Genomic DNA, 17,608 nt, shown 5'->3' with positions numbered 1-17,608 from the left:
TGTTCGGTAGTCGTTTTTGGTTGTTGATTTTTAGCTGTTCCTACCGAAACACGAATTCCGATCTACGAATAACAAACAACCCATTAGTGCCCGCGTGCCAGCAGGGCAATGCCGCCTACAATAAGCAGCAGGCCCAGCATCTGCGGCAGCGTCAGTACTTCGCGGGCTACCACTACGCCGAGCACGGCCGTGAGCAGCACCGAGCCCCCCACAATGACGGGCGTACCCACCGAGGAAGACACACCCCGGCTGAAGACCACGAACGTCAGAATTTCGGCCAGGCCCACGCCCAGCCCGGCCGCGGCGGCCAGCCATAGTCCTTTGCTGGAGAGCGGCAGCGGCTGGCCCTGCAGCTTAAGCCTAAGCAGCCACAAGCCGCCCAGCCCTGCGGCTACCAGCTGCAGCACCACCGCACCCACGGCGGCCGGCACGTGCTCGGAGGCCAGCTTGATAAAAAAGTTATAGAATGCCAGGCTGAGGGCCGTCAGCAGGGCCAGAACAAGCCAGGGCATAGCCTATTCCTCCTCCAAACGGTTCAGCAGCCCCTGCAGCTCCTGCTGCCAGGCATCGGCGTCGGAGGTTTCGGCCCAAAGCTCCTGCAGCTCCGACTGCTTCCGCACGGCTTCTACGGCTTCCTGGGCCAACTCGCGCAGGTCTTCACTTTCGCCGGCATCGAGCTTCACAATCACCGGAATCAAGTCGGCGGGGAAGTCTTTGGATGGCTTTCCCAAGATAGCGGCCACAATTTCGGCGGCAGCCAGGGCCTCACTGGCATCGTCGGCGTCAATATATTCTTCTTCCTCGGCCGCTGTGGCCAGCGCTGCCAGCAGCAGCGCCTCGCTGGGCTGGTCGCGGAAGTCGGCGGCAAAGTCAGCGGCCGTGTCGTTGTCGAAGTTGCGGTATCCCCAGGTGCCCATAGAAAGCAGAAGTCAACGATGAAATAACATGAAAGACGTACCGGAGTGCTACCGGTACGGCAGCATCACTAAGAACCGGATGTTAGTCAGAAGTATCTACGGGGTCTTTTCATAAAGGTAGTACCGTCGAGGCGCCCCACTCTCCTGAATTCACTGCTGCATAGATCGTTCCACCGCCCAGTAGCTGCTGATAATCACCAGAGAAGATACAGTCACAGGAAGCATCTTACGCCACCAAGCAGAACCAACTACAGAAGCGCGAAATACGGCCACCATAAATACCGTCACTGCTAGGAGTAGTATTCCAGCTATTACCGGAGCCAAACCAGCAACCAGGTTGAAATACAGCACAGGTAGCAAATGCAGCCAAGCCAAAACCAGCAGCAATCCATTACCAATGTCAACTAGCCGCTGCCTCACTTCTACTTAAACTTCTCCTTGAGCAGCTCAATTTCCACGGCGGGCGAAATCTTCTCGTAGAGAATATGGTACGCAGCGGAGGTGATGGGCATAGGCACCAGCAGCTTCTTGTTTAGCTCGTGGATGCTTTTCACGGCGTAGTAGCCCTCGGCCACCATGTTCATCTCCATCTGCGCCGACTTCACGGAGTACCCGCGCCCGATCATGTTGCCGAAGGTGCGGTTGCGCGAAAACTGCGAGTAGGCCGTCACCAGCAGGTCGCCGAGATAGGCGGAGGCCGACAGGTCGCGGGGCTGGGGATTGAGGGCGTGCACGAAGCGGCGCATTTCCTGCACGGCGTTGCTCACCAGCACCGCCTGGAAGTTGTCGCCGTAGCCCAGGCCGTGGGCAATGCCGCTGGTAAGGGCAATGATGTTCTTCATCACGGCGCAGTACTCAATCCCGTCGAGGTCGTCCATGGGGTGGGCCTTCACGTAGCGGTTGCGCAGCAAGCGGCAGAAGTCCTCGGCCAGCGTGTGGTCGGGCGAGCCGATGGTGAGGTAGCTTTGCTTTTCCAGGGCCACCTCCTCGGCGTGGCAGGGGCCGGCCACCACGCCCAGCTGGGTGTGCGGGAGCCGGAACCGCTCGGCCACGTAGTCCGTCACCAGAATATTCTTGCCCGGAATCATGCCCTTGATGGCCGTAATGATGCGCTTGTGGCGCAGCTCGTCGCGGTCCAGCTTATCCAGTACGTCCTTCACAAAAGCGGCGGGTACGGCCAGCACCAACCAGTCGGCTTCACGAACCACCGCTTCTAGGTCGCTGGAGGGGAACACGCGCGTCAGATCGAAGGAAACCGACGAGAGGTAGCGCCGGTTGTGACGAGTGCGCTGCAGGTGCTGCACATCGTCCTTGCTGCGCATCCACCATCCTACGTGGGACCCGTTTTCCGACAGAATTTTGGCTAATGCGGTGGCCCAGGAGCCGCCGCCAATCATGGCAATCTTTTCCAAGCTGGGTGGGGCAGAATCTACAAATCCGGTAAAACAGGCCGCTTTTTACGGCCGGCCGATGGCCGAGTTTAGGCAAAAAAAACGGAAGGCCGGCTTCGTCTCCGAAGCCGGCCTTCCGTTGCGAGGCCGCGCGGACAGCCCCTCAGGCAGTTAGCCTGGTTAGTCTTCTTTGGGCTCTTCGGCCTTCATAGCGGCTTTGTTGATGCTCTTGGCATCTTTCACCGTTACCAGCTCACCGTCCTTGAGCGTTTTGGATACCGCCCGGAACGGCCCGCTTACTACTTCGTTGCCCGCAGCCAGGCCACTCAGGATTTCGATGTTCTGGAAGTCGCTGATGCCGGTTTTCACGGGCGTGAGTACGGCCTTGCCGTCTTTCACCAGGAAAACGACCTCCTGCACGTCGGCTTTGGGTGCTTTCTCCGCGTCGGCCTCACCTCCACGGCCCCGGCCTACCTTGATGCCACCTTTGTCGCTGTCGGCCCCGCCCTTGGCAAAGGCGCTGTCGGAGCGGGTGGTAACGGCGGCCAGCGGCACCGTCAGCACGTTGCTTTTGCGCTCGGTGATGATGTCGACGGAGGCCGTCATGCCGGGGCGGAACGGCACCTGCACGCGGCCATTGACCGTGCGCAGCAGGTGGCGGTAAGAATCGGGCAGCAGGCGGATGCGCACCTCAAACTCGGTTACGGCTTCAGCCGTGAGGGCATCCTTGGCCGTGTTGGCGATGCTGGTGACCAGGCCCCGGAATTTCTCGTCCTTGCTGGCGTAGGCATCTACTTCCACTTCCACCGAGTCGCCGAGGCTCACGTTGGTTACGTCGTTTTCGTTTACGTTCACGCGCACCTCCATGGAGTTCAGGTTGGCAATGCGCATGATTTCGGTGCCAGCCATCTGCGAGGTACCTACTACCCGCTCCCCGCGCTCTACGTTCAGCTTGCTGATGGTGCCGCTCACGGGAGCGTAGATAGTGGTTTTGTCGAGGTTACGGCGGGCCTCATCCAGGCCGGCCTGGGCGCTGCGCACCTGGCTCTGGGCTGCCCGAATGCTCTGGCGGGCCGAGTTGATTTCTTCCTGCGAGGCCTCGTAGGCGGCTTTGCTGGCTTCGAAGTCGGCCTGTGAAATTACCTTCTGCTTGTAGAGGGAGGCGTTGCGGCGGTACATCAGCTCGGTTTGCTTGGCGTTGGCAATCAGCTGCTGCATGCGGGCCTGGCTCTGGCCCACGTTGGCGCGCTGGGTGCCCACCACGGCGTTCTGCTGGTCTACCATGGCCTGGTAGTTGTCGGGGCGGATGCGTAGCAGCAGCTGGCCTTTCTTCACGGAGTCGCCTTCCTGCACGTAGAGCTCGGTTATTTCGCCGGACACGTCGGGCGAAATCTTCACTTCCGTTTCGGGCTGCACCTTGCCCGAGGCACTGACCTTCTCCACGATGGTAGCCGCCTTGGCCTTGGCCGAAATAACTTCGGTGCCCGTGGGGGCGCCGAGCCAGCCTTGTTTTTTGGCTACCACAAACCCACCCACCAGCAGCACTAATACTGCTATCAGGATGTACAGCGTACGGTTGTTTTTCATAGTTAGGGTATTAGGAACTTAGGGTCTTGGGGAGCTTCGATGGCGTTCTGAAAAAACAACCATGCGTAGGTTTACTGAAAGGGCAGCAATGTTACCAGCAACTTCACTTAGTTGCTTATGCAGTCTTTTACAGACTGATGGGGCGGCCCTGGTAGAAGTCCAGAACTTTGCGGCGGAAGATAAACTCGTACTTGGCCTGAATCATGCTCGACTCGGCAGCCGTGAGGTTGTTCTTCGAGATGTTGAACTCGGTGCCGTTGAGCAGGCCGTTGTTGAAGCGGATTTCGGCATTGCGGTAGGCCGTCGTCAGGGCCTCTACCTGGCGCTTGGCGGCCACGTAGCGGCGCTGGGCGGCCCGGGCGTCGGCGTAGGCCTGCTGGATGCTCTGGCGCAACGTCAGGCGCGTCTGGTCGGCCCGGAGCTGGGCCTGCTGCACCGAAACCTGCGCCCGCTGCATGTTGATGCGGGCCTGAAAGCCGTTTAGAATCGGCACGTTCAGGTTGAACTGCAGCTGCTTGCCCAAGTTGTCCTTGATCTGGTTGGAAAAAGCGGTGGGCTTCACATCGAAACGCGGCTGGGCCACCCCCGTCACAAACTGCGTAGGCACCGGTACGGAGCCCGGCGCGGTAGGGTCGTAGATGAATACCGGGGCGTAGTTGTAATCCACTTCTCCGGTCGGGATAAAGGAAGAACGGGCCGAGGAATACCCCGTGAAGATGCCGGCCGAAAACGTAAGGCGCGGGTAGTAGGCGCCGCGGGCCACATCCACGCCCAGGCTGCTGGCCCGCACGCGCTGGTCGGCGGCCTTCACCTCGGGCAGGGTGCTTTCGGCCGTGCGGTACGTTTCGTCCAGGTTCAGCGTCAGCGGGGCTTCGTCGTCGGGGTCAGGCAGCTGGGGCACGTCAATCTGGAAGCTTTCAGCCTCCGCCCCGGTCAGGTTCATCAACTGAATCAGCTGCAGGCGGGCAATGTCGCGCTGGTTTTCGGCCGTAATGACGTTGGTCTGGTCGGAGGCCTGCTGGGCCTGGGCGTCGAGCAGGTTGCTTTCGGCCACGGCTCCGGCGCGCAGCAGCTTGCGGGTGCGCTCAATCTGTTGCTCGGCACTGTTCACGCGCGTTTGGTTGGCCCGCACCAGCTCCTCGGCAAGCACCAGCTGCAGGTACTGCGAGGCCACGTTCAGGGCCAGGTCGTTGCGGGCCTTATCCACGTCGTTGCGGCCGGCTTCCAGCGTCAGGGCGTTCTGCTTGATGGTATTGCGCAGCTGAAAGCCCGAAAACAACGTCACCTGCGAAGACAGGGAAAAGTTGTTCGAGCGAATCGTCTGGGTAATGAACTCGTTGGTGAGCGGGTCGAGGCTGGTGCCGAAGTTCCAGGACTGGGAGGCGTTGGCCCCGGCGGTGGGCAGCAGGGCGGACCGGCTCTGACGGAGCGTGGCCTCGCTCAGATTGGCCGACAGCTGCGTCTGGCGCACATCCAGGTTGTTTTGCAGGGCGTGGTCCACGGCGCGCTGCAGCGTCCAGGCTCCGGCGGGCGCGGCCGGCACAGCGCCGGCGGGCGGCTGGGCGGGCGAGGTAGTTTGAGCCATTGCCGGCGTAGCCAGCAGGCCGGCACTTAGCAACCAATACAGATGTTTCATAGCGGAGTAAAAGAAAGAGCGGCGAAACAGAAGCCTGAGCAGAAACCCGGTGGCCGCCGGCCACGCAAGGTAGCAGCGCAGAACCGGGTGGCGGCGGCAGAATCTACCAACGCCGCCGCGCCAGCCCCCAACGGGCCCGTGCGGCGGGTTAGTCGAGGCTGGGAATGTAGGTAACGTGCTGCACCCAGCTTAGCTGGCGCAGGTACTCGAGGGTAATATCTTTCAGGCCGGAGTCGGTTTCGATGAACTGCCGGGCCAGCTCGTGCTTGCCTTTGCGACTCACAAACATGGTGGCAATGTTGCAGTCGTCGTGGGCAATGACCGAGGCAATGAAGGCAATGGAGCCCGGAACATCGGCTGCGTCAATGATGAGCGTGTGCAGGGAAGCCGAGAAATCGGACGGAAACCCATCTACCTCCACAATGCGGATGACGCCCCCGCCCCGGCTCTGGCCCACTACTTCCACCGCGTGGCCGGTACGCTCATCGCGCAGCTGCAGCTTAATGGTGTTGGGGTGCATGGTGGAGGCATTGCCCACGCTCTGAAACGTGTACTGCAGGCCGGCCTCGCGGGCGTGGTCGAAGGCCTCGCGGATGCGCACGTCGTCGGTGGCGTAGCCCAGCAGCCCGGCCACAATGGCGCGGTCGGAGCCGTGGCCCTCGTAGGTGCGGGCAAAGGAGTTGTAGAAGGTGATGGTGGCGTGCGTGGGCAAAGAGCCCAGAATGCGGATGGCGGCGCTGGCAATACGCACCACGCCGGCCGTGTGCGAGGAGCTGGGCCCGATCATCACCGGCCCGATCATATCAAAAATGCTGCTTTTCTCTGCCATGTAGCGCCGTCTCAAGGCCGGTTGCAGGCCAAAAGTAGAAGTTTCGGGCGGGAATGCAACTTCCCCGGTTGCCAACCTTTCCCGGCCGGTAAACTATTCGCGGGCCGGGCAGCGCCGGGGCACGAAGCTTTCGGGGCGTTTTTCGTTCTTTGCGCCTGCTTACCCGCCCGCTTTCTGCTTATGTCCTCTCCCACTTCCGTTTCGCCCGAAGAGTTTTCGCCCGCCGTGCTGGAGCAGCTGCGCCGCCTGCAGCAGAAATACGCCGCCGATGGGCAGGACCTGGCCGGCTACCTCGAAGGCCTCTACTACGCCGACTACGTCAACTACTGGGACTACATCGAGCTTGACACGCTGCTGAGTTTGCAGCGCCCCCTCACCCAGATTCCCGACGAGCGGATCTTCATCATCTACCACCAGATTACGGAACTGTACTTCAAACTCTGCCTCTGCGAGTACGAGCAGCTCGGCGACCTGCAGCAGCCCACGCTGCAGGAAGTGGTGCTGCGTCTGGGCCGCATCAACCGCTACTTCGAGAATTTGATTGACTCGTTCGACGTGATGGTGGACGGCATGGACAAGCAGCAGTTTCTGCAGTTTCGCATGAGCCTGATGCCGGCCTCGGGCTTTCAGAGTGTGCAGTACCGCATGATTGAGCTGGCCTCTACCTCGCTCTTCAACCTGGCCGACCGCGAAAAGCGCCGCCTGCTGGGCGAGGCCGCCGCCCATGACGAGCTGCTGGGCTGCATCTACTGGAAAGCCGGCGCCACCATCGAGGAAAGCGGCGCCAAGGCCCTTACACTGATACAGTTCGAGGAAAAGTACACCGACACCCTGCACGAGCACGCCCGCCGCTTCACGGAGCGCAACGTGTGGAGCGTGGTGCAGCGCCTCCCGGCCGAAGACCAGCAGCACCCCCGCCTGCTGCGTGCCCTACGCCAGCTGGATGTGAGCGTGAATGTGAACTGGCCGCTGATGCACTACAAGTCGGCGGTGCGCTACCTGGAGCGCGACCCTACGGCCATTGCGGCCACCGGCGGCACCAACTGGAAGAAATACCTGCCTCCCAAGTTCCAGAAGCGCATCTTCTACCCCGCCATCTGGAGCGAGCAGGAGCTCGAAGACTGGGGCAAGGGCTGGGTGGAAAGCGTGCTGGGCGAGCAGGGGTAAAGTGTTAGGCTCATGCCTTCATTAGTTATAGCGCTTGTACAGTCCTCCCATGAAGATTCTGCTTCTGCTTTGCCTGCTGCTTCCCGGCATAATCCGGGCCCAGGGACGGCGCCAACCCACGCCGGAGCAATTGTCCCGGCCGGCGGGCACCATCAACGAGCAGCCCCGCTTTGGCGGTCAGCCCAAAAACGCGGCCCAATTGGCATTTGACGCAGAGTTTATCCAGGATGCATTGCGCCGTAGCAACAGCAGTGCCCGGGCAACAGCCCTGATGCATGTTGGTTTTGGCTGGAGGTATTTGCAGGCTAATAATCCTATTACGGCTATTAAGCGCTTCAACCAGGCCTGGCTGCTGGACTCGACGCTGGCCGATGTGTACTACGGGTTCAGCGCCTTTTTGCAGCAGCAAAAGCGGGTACTGGAGGCTGAACAATACCGACGAATGGGTCAGCGGCACGACGTAGATAACCAAAGCCTCATCCGCTACTACAGTAACTTGGCCTACGGGCACGCTCATCGCCGGGAGTATGCCGAGGCAATTGCCATCAATGAGAAAATTCTCGGGCTGGATGCCAACAATTCCTATGCCTACGCTTGGTCGGGCCGTTGGTACATGCAGCAGGACACCGCCAAAGCCCGCGCCTACCTCACCCGCGCCGTGCAGCTTAATCCGCAGGACTCAACTTCCTTCCTGAACCGGGGCTGGCTTTCCTTCGGCCAGAAGCGCTACCCCGCCGCCATTGCCGATTATTCGGAGGCTATCCGGCTGAACCCGCGCTATATCAGCGCCTACGCCAACCGGGCCCTGGCCTACACCGAGCAGCAAAACTATGCCGCCGCCATTGCCGACTGGCAATCCTGCCTGAAGCTGGTGCCGCCCCGCGAAAAAGCCCCGCTGTTTGGCACTATCGGTGAGCTTAAGCTGAAAATGAATGACCAATCCGGCGGGTGTGAAAGTCTGCGCATGGCGCTGCAGTGGGGCCTCGACCCAGCACCGGAAAAGCAGGTCCGCAAGCTGATCAAGGAGAACTGCCGCTGAGCTTATGCAGCAATAAAACGCCGGCCCGGGGGCAGCTTCATGGATGAAGTGCCCCCGGGCCGGCGTTTTTGGTTTGATCCTGCAGCCTACTTGGCCGCACTCACCACGAAATCTACCTGGGCCTTTTCCCAGAGCAGCGTGACCTTGCCGGACTTATTTACCTGGAACGTGAGCTGTTCGGTAGGCGTAGCGGCGGTTTTGGCGGGTACTTTCACGCGTAGAGCGTCCTGGTCCTGCTTGTATTCGTAGGCGCCCCACTGGTCGGGTACTTTGTTGAAGATGATGGTCCACTCCTGCTCTCCGGGAATGGAAAACAGCGCATACTTGCCGGCGGGCAGTGCCTGGCCCTGCACCAGCACGTTTTTATCGACCGTGAACGTGGTGGCCTCATTAGCCCCGGTGCGCCACACCTGGCCCAGCGGCACCAGCTCGCCAAACACCTTGCGGCCCTTCACCGATGGGCGGCTGTAGTCGATGGTGATGGTGCCGGCCGGAGTTTTGGCCGTGGCCGCCGCGGGCGGGCTCGGGCGCTTGGACTTGTCTTCGGGCTTTTTGGCTTGCGCCAAGCTGTCAAACGACAGCAGCAGGCAGGCCAGCCAAAGCGTGGACAGCAGCCCGAAGCGAAGGAAATTTTTCATGGCAAAACGGGTTAGTAAGAAGTAATGGCGAAAAGATACGGGTTGCGGCGGTGGGTTGCACCAGCGGAAGCCAAACCCACGCCTCACGCATCGGCGGCCATGCGCGAAGTGGCCTGGGTGTCAGGCATGCGCCAGTAGACGAGCAGGGAAATAGCCGCGCAGGCCGTCACGTACCAGTAGTACAACGATTCTACGCCCTGCTGCTTGGCCAGCAGCGCCACGTACTCGGCCGTGCCGCCGAACACCGCCACCGTGAGGGCATACGGCAGCCCCACGCCCAGGGCCCGGATTTCCGTCGGAAACAGCTCGGCCTTCACCACCGCGTTGATGGACGTGTAGCCACTCACGATGGTGAGGGCCAGCACCAGCAGCCCGAAGGCCGCGCCCACGCTGGCGGCACTGCCCAGGGCCGTGAGCAGCGGCACCGTGCCCAGCGTGGCGCCTACTCCAAAAAACAACAGCACCGGCCGCCGCCCGATTTTGTCCGACACCGCCCCCATCAGCGGCTGCAGTACCAGGGCCACGGCCAGCGCCCCGAAGGATACCAGCGTGGCCTGGGCCTTGCTGAAGCCCGTCGTATTCACCAGAAATTTTTGCGCGTAGGTAGTAAAGGTGTAAAACGCCAGTGTACCGCCCAGCGTGAGGCCCACCACCGTCAGAATTTCGCGGGGGTGGCGCAGCAGCAGCGTCATCTTGCTGAACTCGACACCCGCCGGGGCCGCCATTTCCTGCTGCACAAACTCGGTGGTTTCGGCCATGTTGCGCCGCAGGTACAGCGCCGACACCGCCGCGGCCGCCCCCAGCACGAACGGCACGCGCCAGCCCCAGCTGCCCAGCTCGGCGGGCGTGAGCGTAGCCTGCAGCCCGAGCTGCACCAGCAGGGCCAGCAGCTGCCCGGCCAGCAGCGTCACATACTGAAACGAGGAGAAAAAGCCCCGGTGCCGGGCGCCCGCCATTTCGCTCAGGTAAGTAGCCGACGTGCCGTACTCCCCGCCTACGCTCAGGCCCTGCAGCAGCCGGGCCAGCACCAGCAGCACCGGCGCGGCCACCCCTATCTGCGCGTAGCCGGGCGTGAGGGCAATGAGCAGGGAGCCGCCGCACATAAGCAGCACCGAGAGCAGCAGGGCGGCTTTGCGGCCGTGGCGGTCGGCGTACACGCCCAGCAGCCAGCCCCCGAGCGGGCGCATCAGAAAGCCCACGGCGAAGATGGCGGCCGTATTCAGCAGTTGGGCCGTTTGGTTGCCCTCCGGGAAAAAAGCCGGCGCGAAGTACAGGGCAAAAGCCGAATACACGTACCAGTCGTACCACTCCACCAGGTTGCCGATGGAGCCACTCAGGATGGAGCGCAGGCGAGACGAGAGCAAGGGAGCAGCAGGCATAGGCTGGCAGAAGATAAGACCGGATACCCCGGCCCGCAAGGTAGTCAGCCAGCTACACTGCTACCGGGCAGACGTAGATAAAGGCAAAACGCTGGCACGAATTACATCTATTAACTTTCTCATCATCAACACTAAAGCAAGCTCACATCGGCAATATATCCTTACTACATTGAACCATTACCGTTGAATTGCCCGTTGTAGGCCCTGAATATTCCCTTCTCCCGATCTTTCACTGTATGGAACAGCCGCATGACCAACGGCTCAACGCTCGTTTGGAACAATCCTTTAAAGATGCGGACAAGGCCCGCGAAGAACTTACCGACTCGCTGGCCAACTCTATGGCTACCAACTGCGACCTGCTGCACCACGGCCTGGTAAGCGCCCGGGGCCTGGAAGTCACCACCGAAATGTACCGCTACATGCTGGCTCAGCTGCTGCGCCACCCCTCAGGCGAAGTGCGGGCCCAGGTGCTCAGCGCCTTCAACAGTTCCATGGAGAAGTTCTGGCCCCGCAAGCAGAATATCCACCACGAAGTGAAGCCCGCGGAGTAAGCCGAGTACCTGAAAAAAACAGAAAAGCCGCCGGATATGCATCCGGCGGCTTTTCTGTTTTTTTCAGTTGTCTGTTGCTAGTTGCCAGTGGCGGAAGTGTAATACTGGCAACTAGCAACAGACAACTGGTAACTGAACACGGACAACTCACTTACCAGCTTCCACCAGGCTGATGGCGTAGCCGCCGCCGGGGGCGCAGAGCTGCGTGAGCTTGGTTTTGCGGGTTACTGTTTGCTTGCGGATCTGGTAGGCCTGCGGGTTTTTCTCGTAGTGCGCATCCTTGCCGTCGGCGTAGATGGTGGCCGTGTACTTCTTGCCGGGCTCCAGGAAGCTCAGGTCGATTTTGGAGGTGCGGCCGTTTTCGTCGCAGGTGCTGCCCACAAACCAGCTGCTCTTGCCTTTGGCTTTGCGGGCGTAGGTGATGTAGTCGCCGGGCTCGGCTTCCAATACTTTGGTGTCGTCCCAGTCCACGGCTACATCCTTGATGAACTGGAAGGCATCGAGGTGCTTGTTGTAGGTTTCGGGCAGGTCGGCCGCCATTTGCAGGGGCGAGTACATCGTCACGTACAAGGCCAGCTGCCGGGCCAGGGTGCTGTGCACAAAGGAGTTGTTCTGCGGATTGTAGGCACTCACCTTGGTCTGGAAGATGCCAGGCGTGTAGTCCATCGGGCCCCCGACGAGGCGGGTGAAGGGCAGAATGGTGGTATGGTCGGCGTTGTTGCCCCCAAACGACTCGTACTCCGTGCCCCGGGCCGCCTCGTTGCCGATGAGGTTGGGATAGGTGCGCGAAAGGCCGGTGGGGCGCACCGCCTCGTGGCCGTTCACCATAATCTTGTGGTCGGCGGCCTTTTCCAGCACGTAGTTGTAGTGGTCAATCATCCACTGGTCGTAGTGGTGGTGGCCCAAGGGCACAATGTCGCCCACGTAACCGGTTTTCACGGCGTTGTAGCCGTTGTCGTTCATGAACTGAAACGCCTTTTCCAGGTGCCGCTCGTAGTTGCGTACCGAGCCGGAGGTTTCGTGGTGCATAATGATTTTTACGCCCTTGCTGGCCGCGTAGCGGTTCAGCTCCTGCACGTCGAAGTCGGGATAGGGCGTCACAAAGTCGAACACGTAGTCCTTGTGCTTACCGAACCAGTCTTCCCAGCCCGTGTTCCAGCCTTCTACCAGCACGGCATCAAACCCGTGCTGGGCGGCAAAGTCGATGTACTCCTTCACGTGGGCGTTGTTGGCGCCGTGGGTACCGTTGGGCTTCACCGTCTTGTAGTCCACGGAGTCCAGCTTGATGTTGTCCATGTTGGTATACGACCACGAGCTTTTGCCCGTAATCATTTCCCACCACACGCCCACGTACTTCACCGGCTTGATCCAGCTGGTATCCTTGATTTTGCTTGGCTCGTTCAAATTCAGCACCAGCTTCGAGAGCAGAATGTCGCCGGCTTTGTCGCTCACTATCACTGTGCGCCAGGGCGAGTTGGCGGGAGTCTGAATCAGCCCCTTGTCGCCTACCGCGTCGGGTGTCAGGTGCGACTCCAGCGTCATCGTCTTGTCGTCCAGCTCCAGGTGCATGCAGGAGTAGTCGATGAGGGCGGCCTCGTGGATGTTGATATACAGGCCATCCTGGCTTTTCAGCATCAGCGGGGTTTGCAGGCCGGTGGGCGAAAACGTGGTCTGGGAGGCGTTGCCGGTTACGGCGGCCTTCATCTTGCCGCGCACTTCGGAGAGCTTGGAGGTGACGGTGCTGTACTCCTGAGTATCGTAGTCGCCGGGCAGCCAGAAGGCCTTATGGTCGCCGGCCAGGGCAAACTGCGTACGCTCTTCCTTGATGGTGAAGTAGTCGAGCTTGGGCTGGCGCGGAAACTCGTAGCGGAAGCCCAGCCCGTCGTCGAATACGCGGAACCGGACGCGAATCGTGCGCTGGGTTTCGGCCTGCGTGAGCGTCACAGCCAACTCGTTGTAGTGGTTGCGGATGGTTTTAGCCTCGCCCCACACCGGCGTCCAGGTTTCGTCGAAGGAGCGGGTTTGCTTGTCGGTTTGCGCGAAGCCGGTCTGCAAACTGGTGGTGCCTTTCAGCTCCAGGCCCAGCTTGCTGGGTTTGATAACCTCGCGGCCCTTGTAGCTGAAACGGTACGTGGGCACGCCGCCCTGCACCTCGAAGTTGAGCGTGAGCTGCCCATTGGGCGACTTGATTTCCTCGGCCGTGGCCGCGTACCCGAGCAAGCTCAGGCAGACAAGCAGCAGCGGCGCGAACGGCCGGGGGATGGAGCGGGTTCCGAAAGTGGAAAAGGGTTGCATCATGCAGTAAGGGGAAAGAAAAATGTAAGGGGAAATGCCGGGGGAGTTCAGGTAAATGTACCCGGGAAGCCGGGCTCAAGGCCAAAGGTAACAGCAAACCGCAGCTCCTGCCGAACTGATTTCAGGGAGAATACGACGCCAAACGCCTTTACTGCACGCTAGCCAGCTGCCAATCAGGCCCGCGGGTTTTCGTACTTTTGCGGTTCGTTTATTTCCTGGTTTAAAGGATAACTGCCTTTCACCCCTCCGACATGCCCACTCCCCGCGAGATTGAAGTGCTGCTGCCCGCCGCGGTAGCCTACGACGAATACGCCCGCTACCGCGCCCTGCTGCAGGCGGCCGGCCTCCAACCCGGCGACGCCGACTTTGTGCACCTGCGCAAACGCTCTATCGACGCGCGCGGCCGCCAGCCCCTGGTGCGCCTGCGCGCCGACATCTACCCCACCGCCCCGCCCGCCGACCTTTTCGGCCCCTGGTTCACCTACCCCGATGTAAGCCGGGCGCACCGTTCGGTTATCATCGTAGGGGCCGGGCCGGCCGGGCTGTTCGCGGCGTTGCGCTGTATCGAGCTGGGCCTGAAGCCCGTGGTGCTGGAGCGCGGCAAGGACGTGCGCACCCGCCGCCGCGACCTGGCCGCGCTCAACAAAGACCACGTGGTGAACCCCGATTCCAACTACTGCTTCGGCGAAGGTGGCGCGGGCACCTACTCCGATGGCAAGCTCTACACCCGCTCCACCAAGCGCGGCGACGTGCAGCGCATCCTGCGCTTGCTGGTGCAGCACGGGGCCACGTCCGACATCCTGGTGGATGCGCACCCCCACATCGGCACTAACAAGCTGCCCGCCGTGGTAGCCGCCCTGCGCGACTCGGTGCGAGAGGCCGGCGGCGAGGTACGCTTCGGTACGCGGGTGGATGACCTTGTACTCACCGGCCAGCACCTGCGCGGCGTCGTCACCCACACCGGCGAGGAGCTAACGGCCGATGCCGTGATTATGGCCACCGGCCACTCGGCCCGCGACATCTACGAGCTGCTGCACCGGCGTGGTGTGCTCATCGAGGCCAAGCCCTTCGCCCTGGGCGTACGCGTGGAGCACCCCCAGCAGCTCATCGACCAGGCCCAGTACCGCCTGAAGGAGCGGGGGCCTCTGCCGGCCGCTTCCTACGCCCTGGTGCACCAGACGAAGTGGCAGAATCGGCAGCGGGGCGTGTTTTCGTTCTGCATGTGCCCCGGCGGGTTTATCGTGCCGGCGGCCACCGCTCCCGGCGAGGTGGTAGTGAACGGCATGAGCCCCAGCCGCCGCGACTCGCGCTTTGCCAATTCGGGCATCGTCACGGCCATTGAGCTGGAAGATATGGACCTGAAGCAACATGGGGCGCTTGCCGGGCTGCACCTGCAGCAGCAGATTGAGCAGCAGGCCTGCCAACTGGCGGGCAACACCCAGCTGGCCCCCGCCCAGCTGCTGGGCGACTTCCTCAGAAAGAAACCGTCCGCCAGCCTGCTCGAAACCAGCTACCAGCCCGGCCTGGTCTCGGTGCCGATGGACGAGGTGCTGGGCACCGGGCTGGCGGAGCGGCTGCGGCAGGGTTTTCAGAATTTCGGCCAGAAGATTCCCGGCTACGCCACCAACGCCGCCCAGATTGTGGGCGTGGAAAGCCGGACTTCCTCCCCCGTCCGCATCCCCCGCGACCGGGACACGCTGCAGCACCCCGAGGTGCGCGGCCTGTTTCCCTGCGGCGAAGGCGCTGGCTACGCCGGCGGCATCGTGTCGGCCGCCATGGACGGGGAGCGGTGCGCCGAAGCAGCTTTTGCCTTGGTGCGCAGTGCCTAGGGCTTGGGGCATCGTTGTTTTTCTGTTTAGCAGATACAGCCTGCTCTATTGGGCCCCTGGCTTTTTGTAGAAGAAGCCCGTATATACGTCCTGTAAACCGCTTTTCCTGGAGAGTCCAAGCACCAGGCACCAAGCATTAAGCACCCTTTTGCCATGAAAAAGACCCTAGTTCTCGGGGCGAGTGATAATCCGGCCCGCTACTCCTACCAGGCCGTACACCGCCTGCAACGCCACGGCCACGAAGTAGTGCCCGTGGGCATCCGCAAAGGCCAGGTGGCCGGCCTTGCTATTGAAACCGACCGGCCCGCCGCTCCCGATGTAGACACCGTAACCCTGTACGTAGGCCCGCAAAACCAGCCCGCCTGGTACGACTACATCCTCGACCTCAACCCCAAGCGCATCATCTTCAACCCCGGCACCGAAAACCCGGAGCTGGAGCGCCTGGCCCGCCAGCGCGGCATCGAAACCGAAGAAGCCTGCACTCTGGTGATGCTGAGCGCAGGCCAGTACTAATGTGTACAATGTGCTAATGTGGGTTGAATGTGCTGCGCTTCGCTAATGTGCAGAATGCGTTGAGGATGTTTCGGTGCGGGTGACTTCATTCGTACAGTTCAACTCCGGGCACTACTTTTTTCAGAACGCCCTTTCCTGTTGCATACGGGAAAGGGCTTTTCGTTTTATTTCGACTGAAAAAACGTGACTTCACTTAATGAAAAAGGAATTCGACCTTCTGTCACAATACACCTGTGAATCTGGATGTAAGGCCCCCTTACTTGCACAGGAGTAAAATATATTTCCCCATCAGCACATTAGCGAAGCGCAGCACATTTTCCACATCCCGCACATTCGCACATTAATTTTTCCTGGTCAGGCAACGGTCCGCCCCAGGCCCGCATCTACCCTGCCAAACGCCCGCTATTTGCTCCGAAACTCTACTACGCTGTGACCGAGGTTGAACTCATAACCGCCTGCCGCCAGGGCAGCAGCCGCGCCCAGAAACTGCTCTACGAGCGGTTTGCGGGCCTGATGCTGGGCGTGTGCCTGCGGTACCTGCGCCAGCGCGACGACGCCGAGGAGGTGATGCTGATGGGCTTCGTGAAGGTGTTTCGGGCCCTGGAGCAGTACCGCCACGAAGGCTCGTTCGAAGGCTGGATTCGCCGCATTATGGTGAATGAGGCCCTGGGCCAGTTGCGCCGCAAGGAGCCTCTGCACCTGGCCATCGACGACCTGACCTACGACGTGCCGGCCACGGCCGCCGAAGCCGAAAGCCAACTCAACGCCGACGATATGCTGGCGTTGCTGGCTGACCTGCCTGCCGGCTACCGCACGGTGTTCAACCTCTACGCGCTGGAGGGCTACTCTCACCCCGAAATCGGCGAGCTGCTGGGCATTTCGGAGGGCACCAGCAAGTCGCAGCTTAGTAAGGCGCGCGCCATGCTGCAGCGCCGGATTGCCGCCGCCAACATGGTGGCTATTTCCTCCACCCAACCGAAAGAACTGTATGCAACCGGAAGATATTGATAAGCTGTTTCGGCAGCGCCTGCAGGGCCACGCGCCTACGCCGCCCGCCGACCTCTGGAGCCGCCTGGAAGCGGAGCTGCAGCCCGAAAAGAAAAAGCGCCCGATGATGTGGGTGTACTCGATGGCCGCCGCTATTGCCCTGCTGTTGGTGGTGGGCGCCGGCTGGCTGCTGCGCGGCCCGCAAAGCCCCACCACGGGTTCTGAAACGCCGCTGGCTGCTACCCAAACACCCGCCAGTGCCCCGGCTTCGGTTATTGAAGCACCCGCCCCGGAAGTTTCTCAGGAAAAAATGATTGTCCAGGCAACGCCCTCCCCGGCCCCCGCATCTACCACTCCAGAAGCCCGGTCAGCCGCTGCAACCCGTCCCCAGGCTTCGGCCCCGGCACTGGTAGCCGCGGCCTCCCGCCCGGCCCGCCCCCGCTCTGCGGAGGCTTCTGCCAACCCCGCCACCAAGAGCTCTTTCACGGATGTAGCCGTGGTTCGGCAGCCCGCTGCGCAACCGGAGCGCACTCAGGCCCAGCCTACCCCCGCAACATCCACCAACACCTTCGTGGCTTCGGCTACGCCCGCTGCTTCCTCGGCCGCTCCGGTCGGCCCGATTGAAGTGGAAGTGCGTCGCCAGGCCGAAAAGCCCGTTGCCCTCGCGGCAGCTGCTCCCGACCGTCGGCCGCGGCTGGGAGGCATTCTCCGGCAAGTGCGCAACGCCGTGCGTGGCGACCAGGTGAGCCTGGCCGACGCCGGATTGCCGGAAACCCTGACGGTGCAGGCCCGCGTGGCCGGTCGTACCCTCTCCAAAACCATTCAACTCTAACAGTTTCTTCTCTTTTCA

16 protein-coding genes are annotated in these 17,608 nt (G+C 61.5%); 7 read left to right on the top strand and 9 right to left on the bottom strand.

Annotation, left to right across the window (positions count from 1 at the left end; all coding sequences use genetic code 11):
• Positions 1-83: 83 nt before the first annotated feature.
• The 6 genes from LRS06_RS20535 to sdaAB form a co-directional block, all read right to left on the bottom strand.
• Positions 84-512, bottom strand: a complete 429-nt coding sequence (locus tag LRS06_RS20535; protein WP_257873234.1) for an EamA family transporter — start codon at positions 510-512, stop codon at positions 84-86.
• Between the two features lie 3 nt (positions 513-515).
• Entirely contained in the window at positions 516-917 is a 402-nt protein-coding gene (locus tag LRS06_RS20530; protein WP_257873233.1) for a DUF4259 domain-containing protein, read from the bottom strand.
• Positions 918-1,339: 422 nt separating this feature from the next.
• Complete coding sequence (locus LRS06_RS20525) at positions 1,340-2,329, bottom strand: NAD(P)H-dependent glycerol-3-phosphate dehydrogenase (RefSeq protein ID WP_257873232.1); 990 nt, start codon at positions 2,327-2,329, stop codon at positions 1,340-1,342.
• A 159-nt stretch (positions 2,330-2,488) separates the two neighbouring features.
• Positions 2,489-3,895: an efflux RND transporter periplasmic adaptor subunit gene (locus LRS06_RS20520; RefSeq protein WP_257873231.1), complete on the bottom strand. Its 1,407-nt coding sequence runs from the start codon at positions 3,893-3,895 to the stop codon at positions 2,489-2,491.
• 127 nt (positions 3,896-4,022) lie between these two features.
• Positions 4,023-5,531 carry a TolC family protein gene (locus LRS06_RS20515; protein ID WP_257873230.1) on the bottom strand — a complete coding sequence of 503 codons (1,509 nt, stop codon included), beginning with the start codon at positions 5,529-5,531 and terminating at the stop codon, positions 4,023-4,025.
• 148 nt (positions 5,532-5,679) lie between these two features.
• Entirely contained in the window at positions 5,680-6,360 is a 681-nt protein-coding gene (gene sdaAB / locus LRS06_RS20510) for an L-serine ammonia-lyase, iron-sulfur-dependent subunit beta (RefSeq protein WP_257873229.1), read from the bottom strand.
• A gap of 180 nt (positions 6,361-6,540) precedes the next feature.
• Here sdaAB and LRS06_RS20505 point away from each other — a divergent pair, with 180 nt between their 5' ends.
• Positions 6,541-7,527: a tryptophan 2,3-dioxygenase family protein gene (locus tag LRS06_RS20505; RefSeq protein ID WP_257873228.1), complete on the top strand. Its 987-nt coding sequence runs from the start codon at positions 6,541-6,543 to the stop codon at positions 7,525-7,527.
• Positions 7,528-7,576: 49 nt separating this feature from the next.
• Positions 7,577-8,566: a lipopolysaccharide assembly protein LapB gene (locus tag LRS06_RS20500; RefSeq protein ID WP_257873227.1), complete on the top strand. Its 990-nt coding sequence runs from the start codon at positions 7,577-7,579 to the stop codon at positions 8,564-8,566.
• Positions 8,567-8,652: 86 nt separating this feature from the next.
• Here the strand turns inward: LRS06_RS20500 and LRS06_RS20495 are convergent, their stop codons facing one another.
• Together LRS06_RS20495 and LRS06_RS20490 are read right to left on the bottom strand one after the other, a co-directional pair.
• The gene (locus LRS06_RS20495) at positions 8,653-9,204 is read right to left on the bottom strand and encodes a DUF2911 domain-containing protein (RefSeq protein ID WP_257873226.1); all 552 of its coding nucleotides are present in this window, start codon (positions 9,202-9,204) and stop codon (positions 8,653-8,655) included.
• 83 nt (positions 9,205-9,287) lie between these two features.
• Positions 9,288-10,583 (bottom strand): MFS transporter, encoded by a 1,296-nt coding sequence (locus LRS06_RS20490; RefSeq protein WP_257873225.1) that lies wholly within the window; start codon positions 10,581-10,583, stop codon positions 9,288-9,290.
• Between the two features lie 236 nt (positions 10,584-10,819).
• Between LRS06_RS20490 and LRS06_RS20485 the strand changes: the two genes are divergently transcribed.
• Positions 10,820-11,134: a hypothetical protein gene (locus LRS06_RS20485; protein WP_257873224.1), complete on the top strand. Its 315-nt coding sequence runs from the start codon at positions 10,820-10,822 to the stop codon at positions 11,132-11,134.
• Positions 11,135-11,281: 147 nt separating this feature from the next.
• Here the strand turns inward: LRS06_RS20485 and LRS06_RS20480 are convergent, their stop codons facing one another.
• On the bottom strand, positions 11,282-13,429 hold the full coding sequence (locus LRS06_RS20480; protein ID WP_374679452.1) for a glycoside hydrolase family 97 protein: 2,148 nt from the start codon (positions 13,427-13,429) through the stop codon (positions 11,282-11,284).
• 251 nt (positions 13,430-13,680) lie between these two features.
• Between LRS06_RS20480 and LRS06_RS20475 the strand changes: the two genes are divergently transcribed.
• The 4 genes from LRS06_RS20475 (at position 13,681) to LRS06_RS20460 (ending at position 17,590) form a co-directional block, all read left to right on the top strand.
• On the top strand, positions 13,681-15,258 hold the full coding sequence (locus LRS06_RS20475) for an NAD(P)/FAD-dependent oxidoreductase (protein WP_257873222.1): 1,578 nt from the start codon (positions 13,681-13,683) through the stop codon (positions 15,256-15,258).
• 153 nt (positions 15,259-15,411) lie between these two features.
• Positions 15,412-15,771, top strand: a complete 360-nt coding sequence (locus LRS06_RS20470) for a CoA-binding protein (protein ID WP_257873221.1) — start codon at positions 15,412-15,414, stop codon at positions 15,769-15,771.
• 429 nt (positions 15,772-16,200) lie between these two features.
• Positions 16,201-16,779, top strand: coding sequence for an RNA polymerase sigma factor (locus tag LRS06_RS20465; protein WP_257873220.1), 579 nt, complete (start codon positions 16,201-16,203; stop codon positions 16,777-16,779).
• Positions 16,760-17,590, top strand: coding sequence for a hypothetical protein (locus LRS06_RS20460; protein ID WP_257873219.1), 831 nt, complete (start codon positions 16,760-16,762; stop codon positions 17,588-17,590). Before LRS06_RS20465 ends, LRS06_RS20460 begins: the two co-directional genes overlap by 20 nt.
• Positions 17,591-17,608 lie beyond the last annotated feature (18 nt).

The organism is Hymenobacter sp. J193 (assembly GCF_024700075.1).
In the GTDB taxonomy this organism is placed as follows: domain Bacteria; phylum Bacteroidota; class Bacteroidia; order Cytophagales; family Hymenobacteraceae; genus Hymenobacter.
The sequence above is the reverse complement of the archived record's forward strand: the minus strand, read 5'-3'. Positions and strand labels throughout refer to the sequence as shown.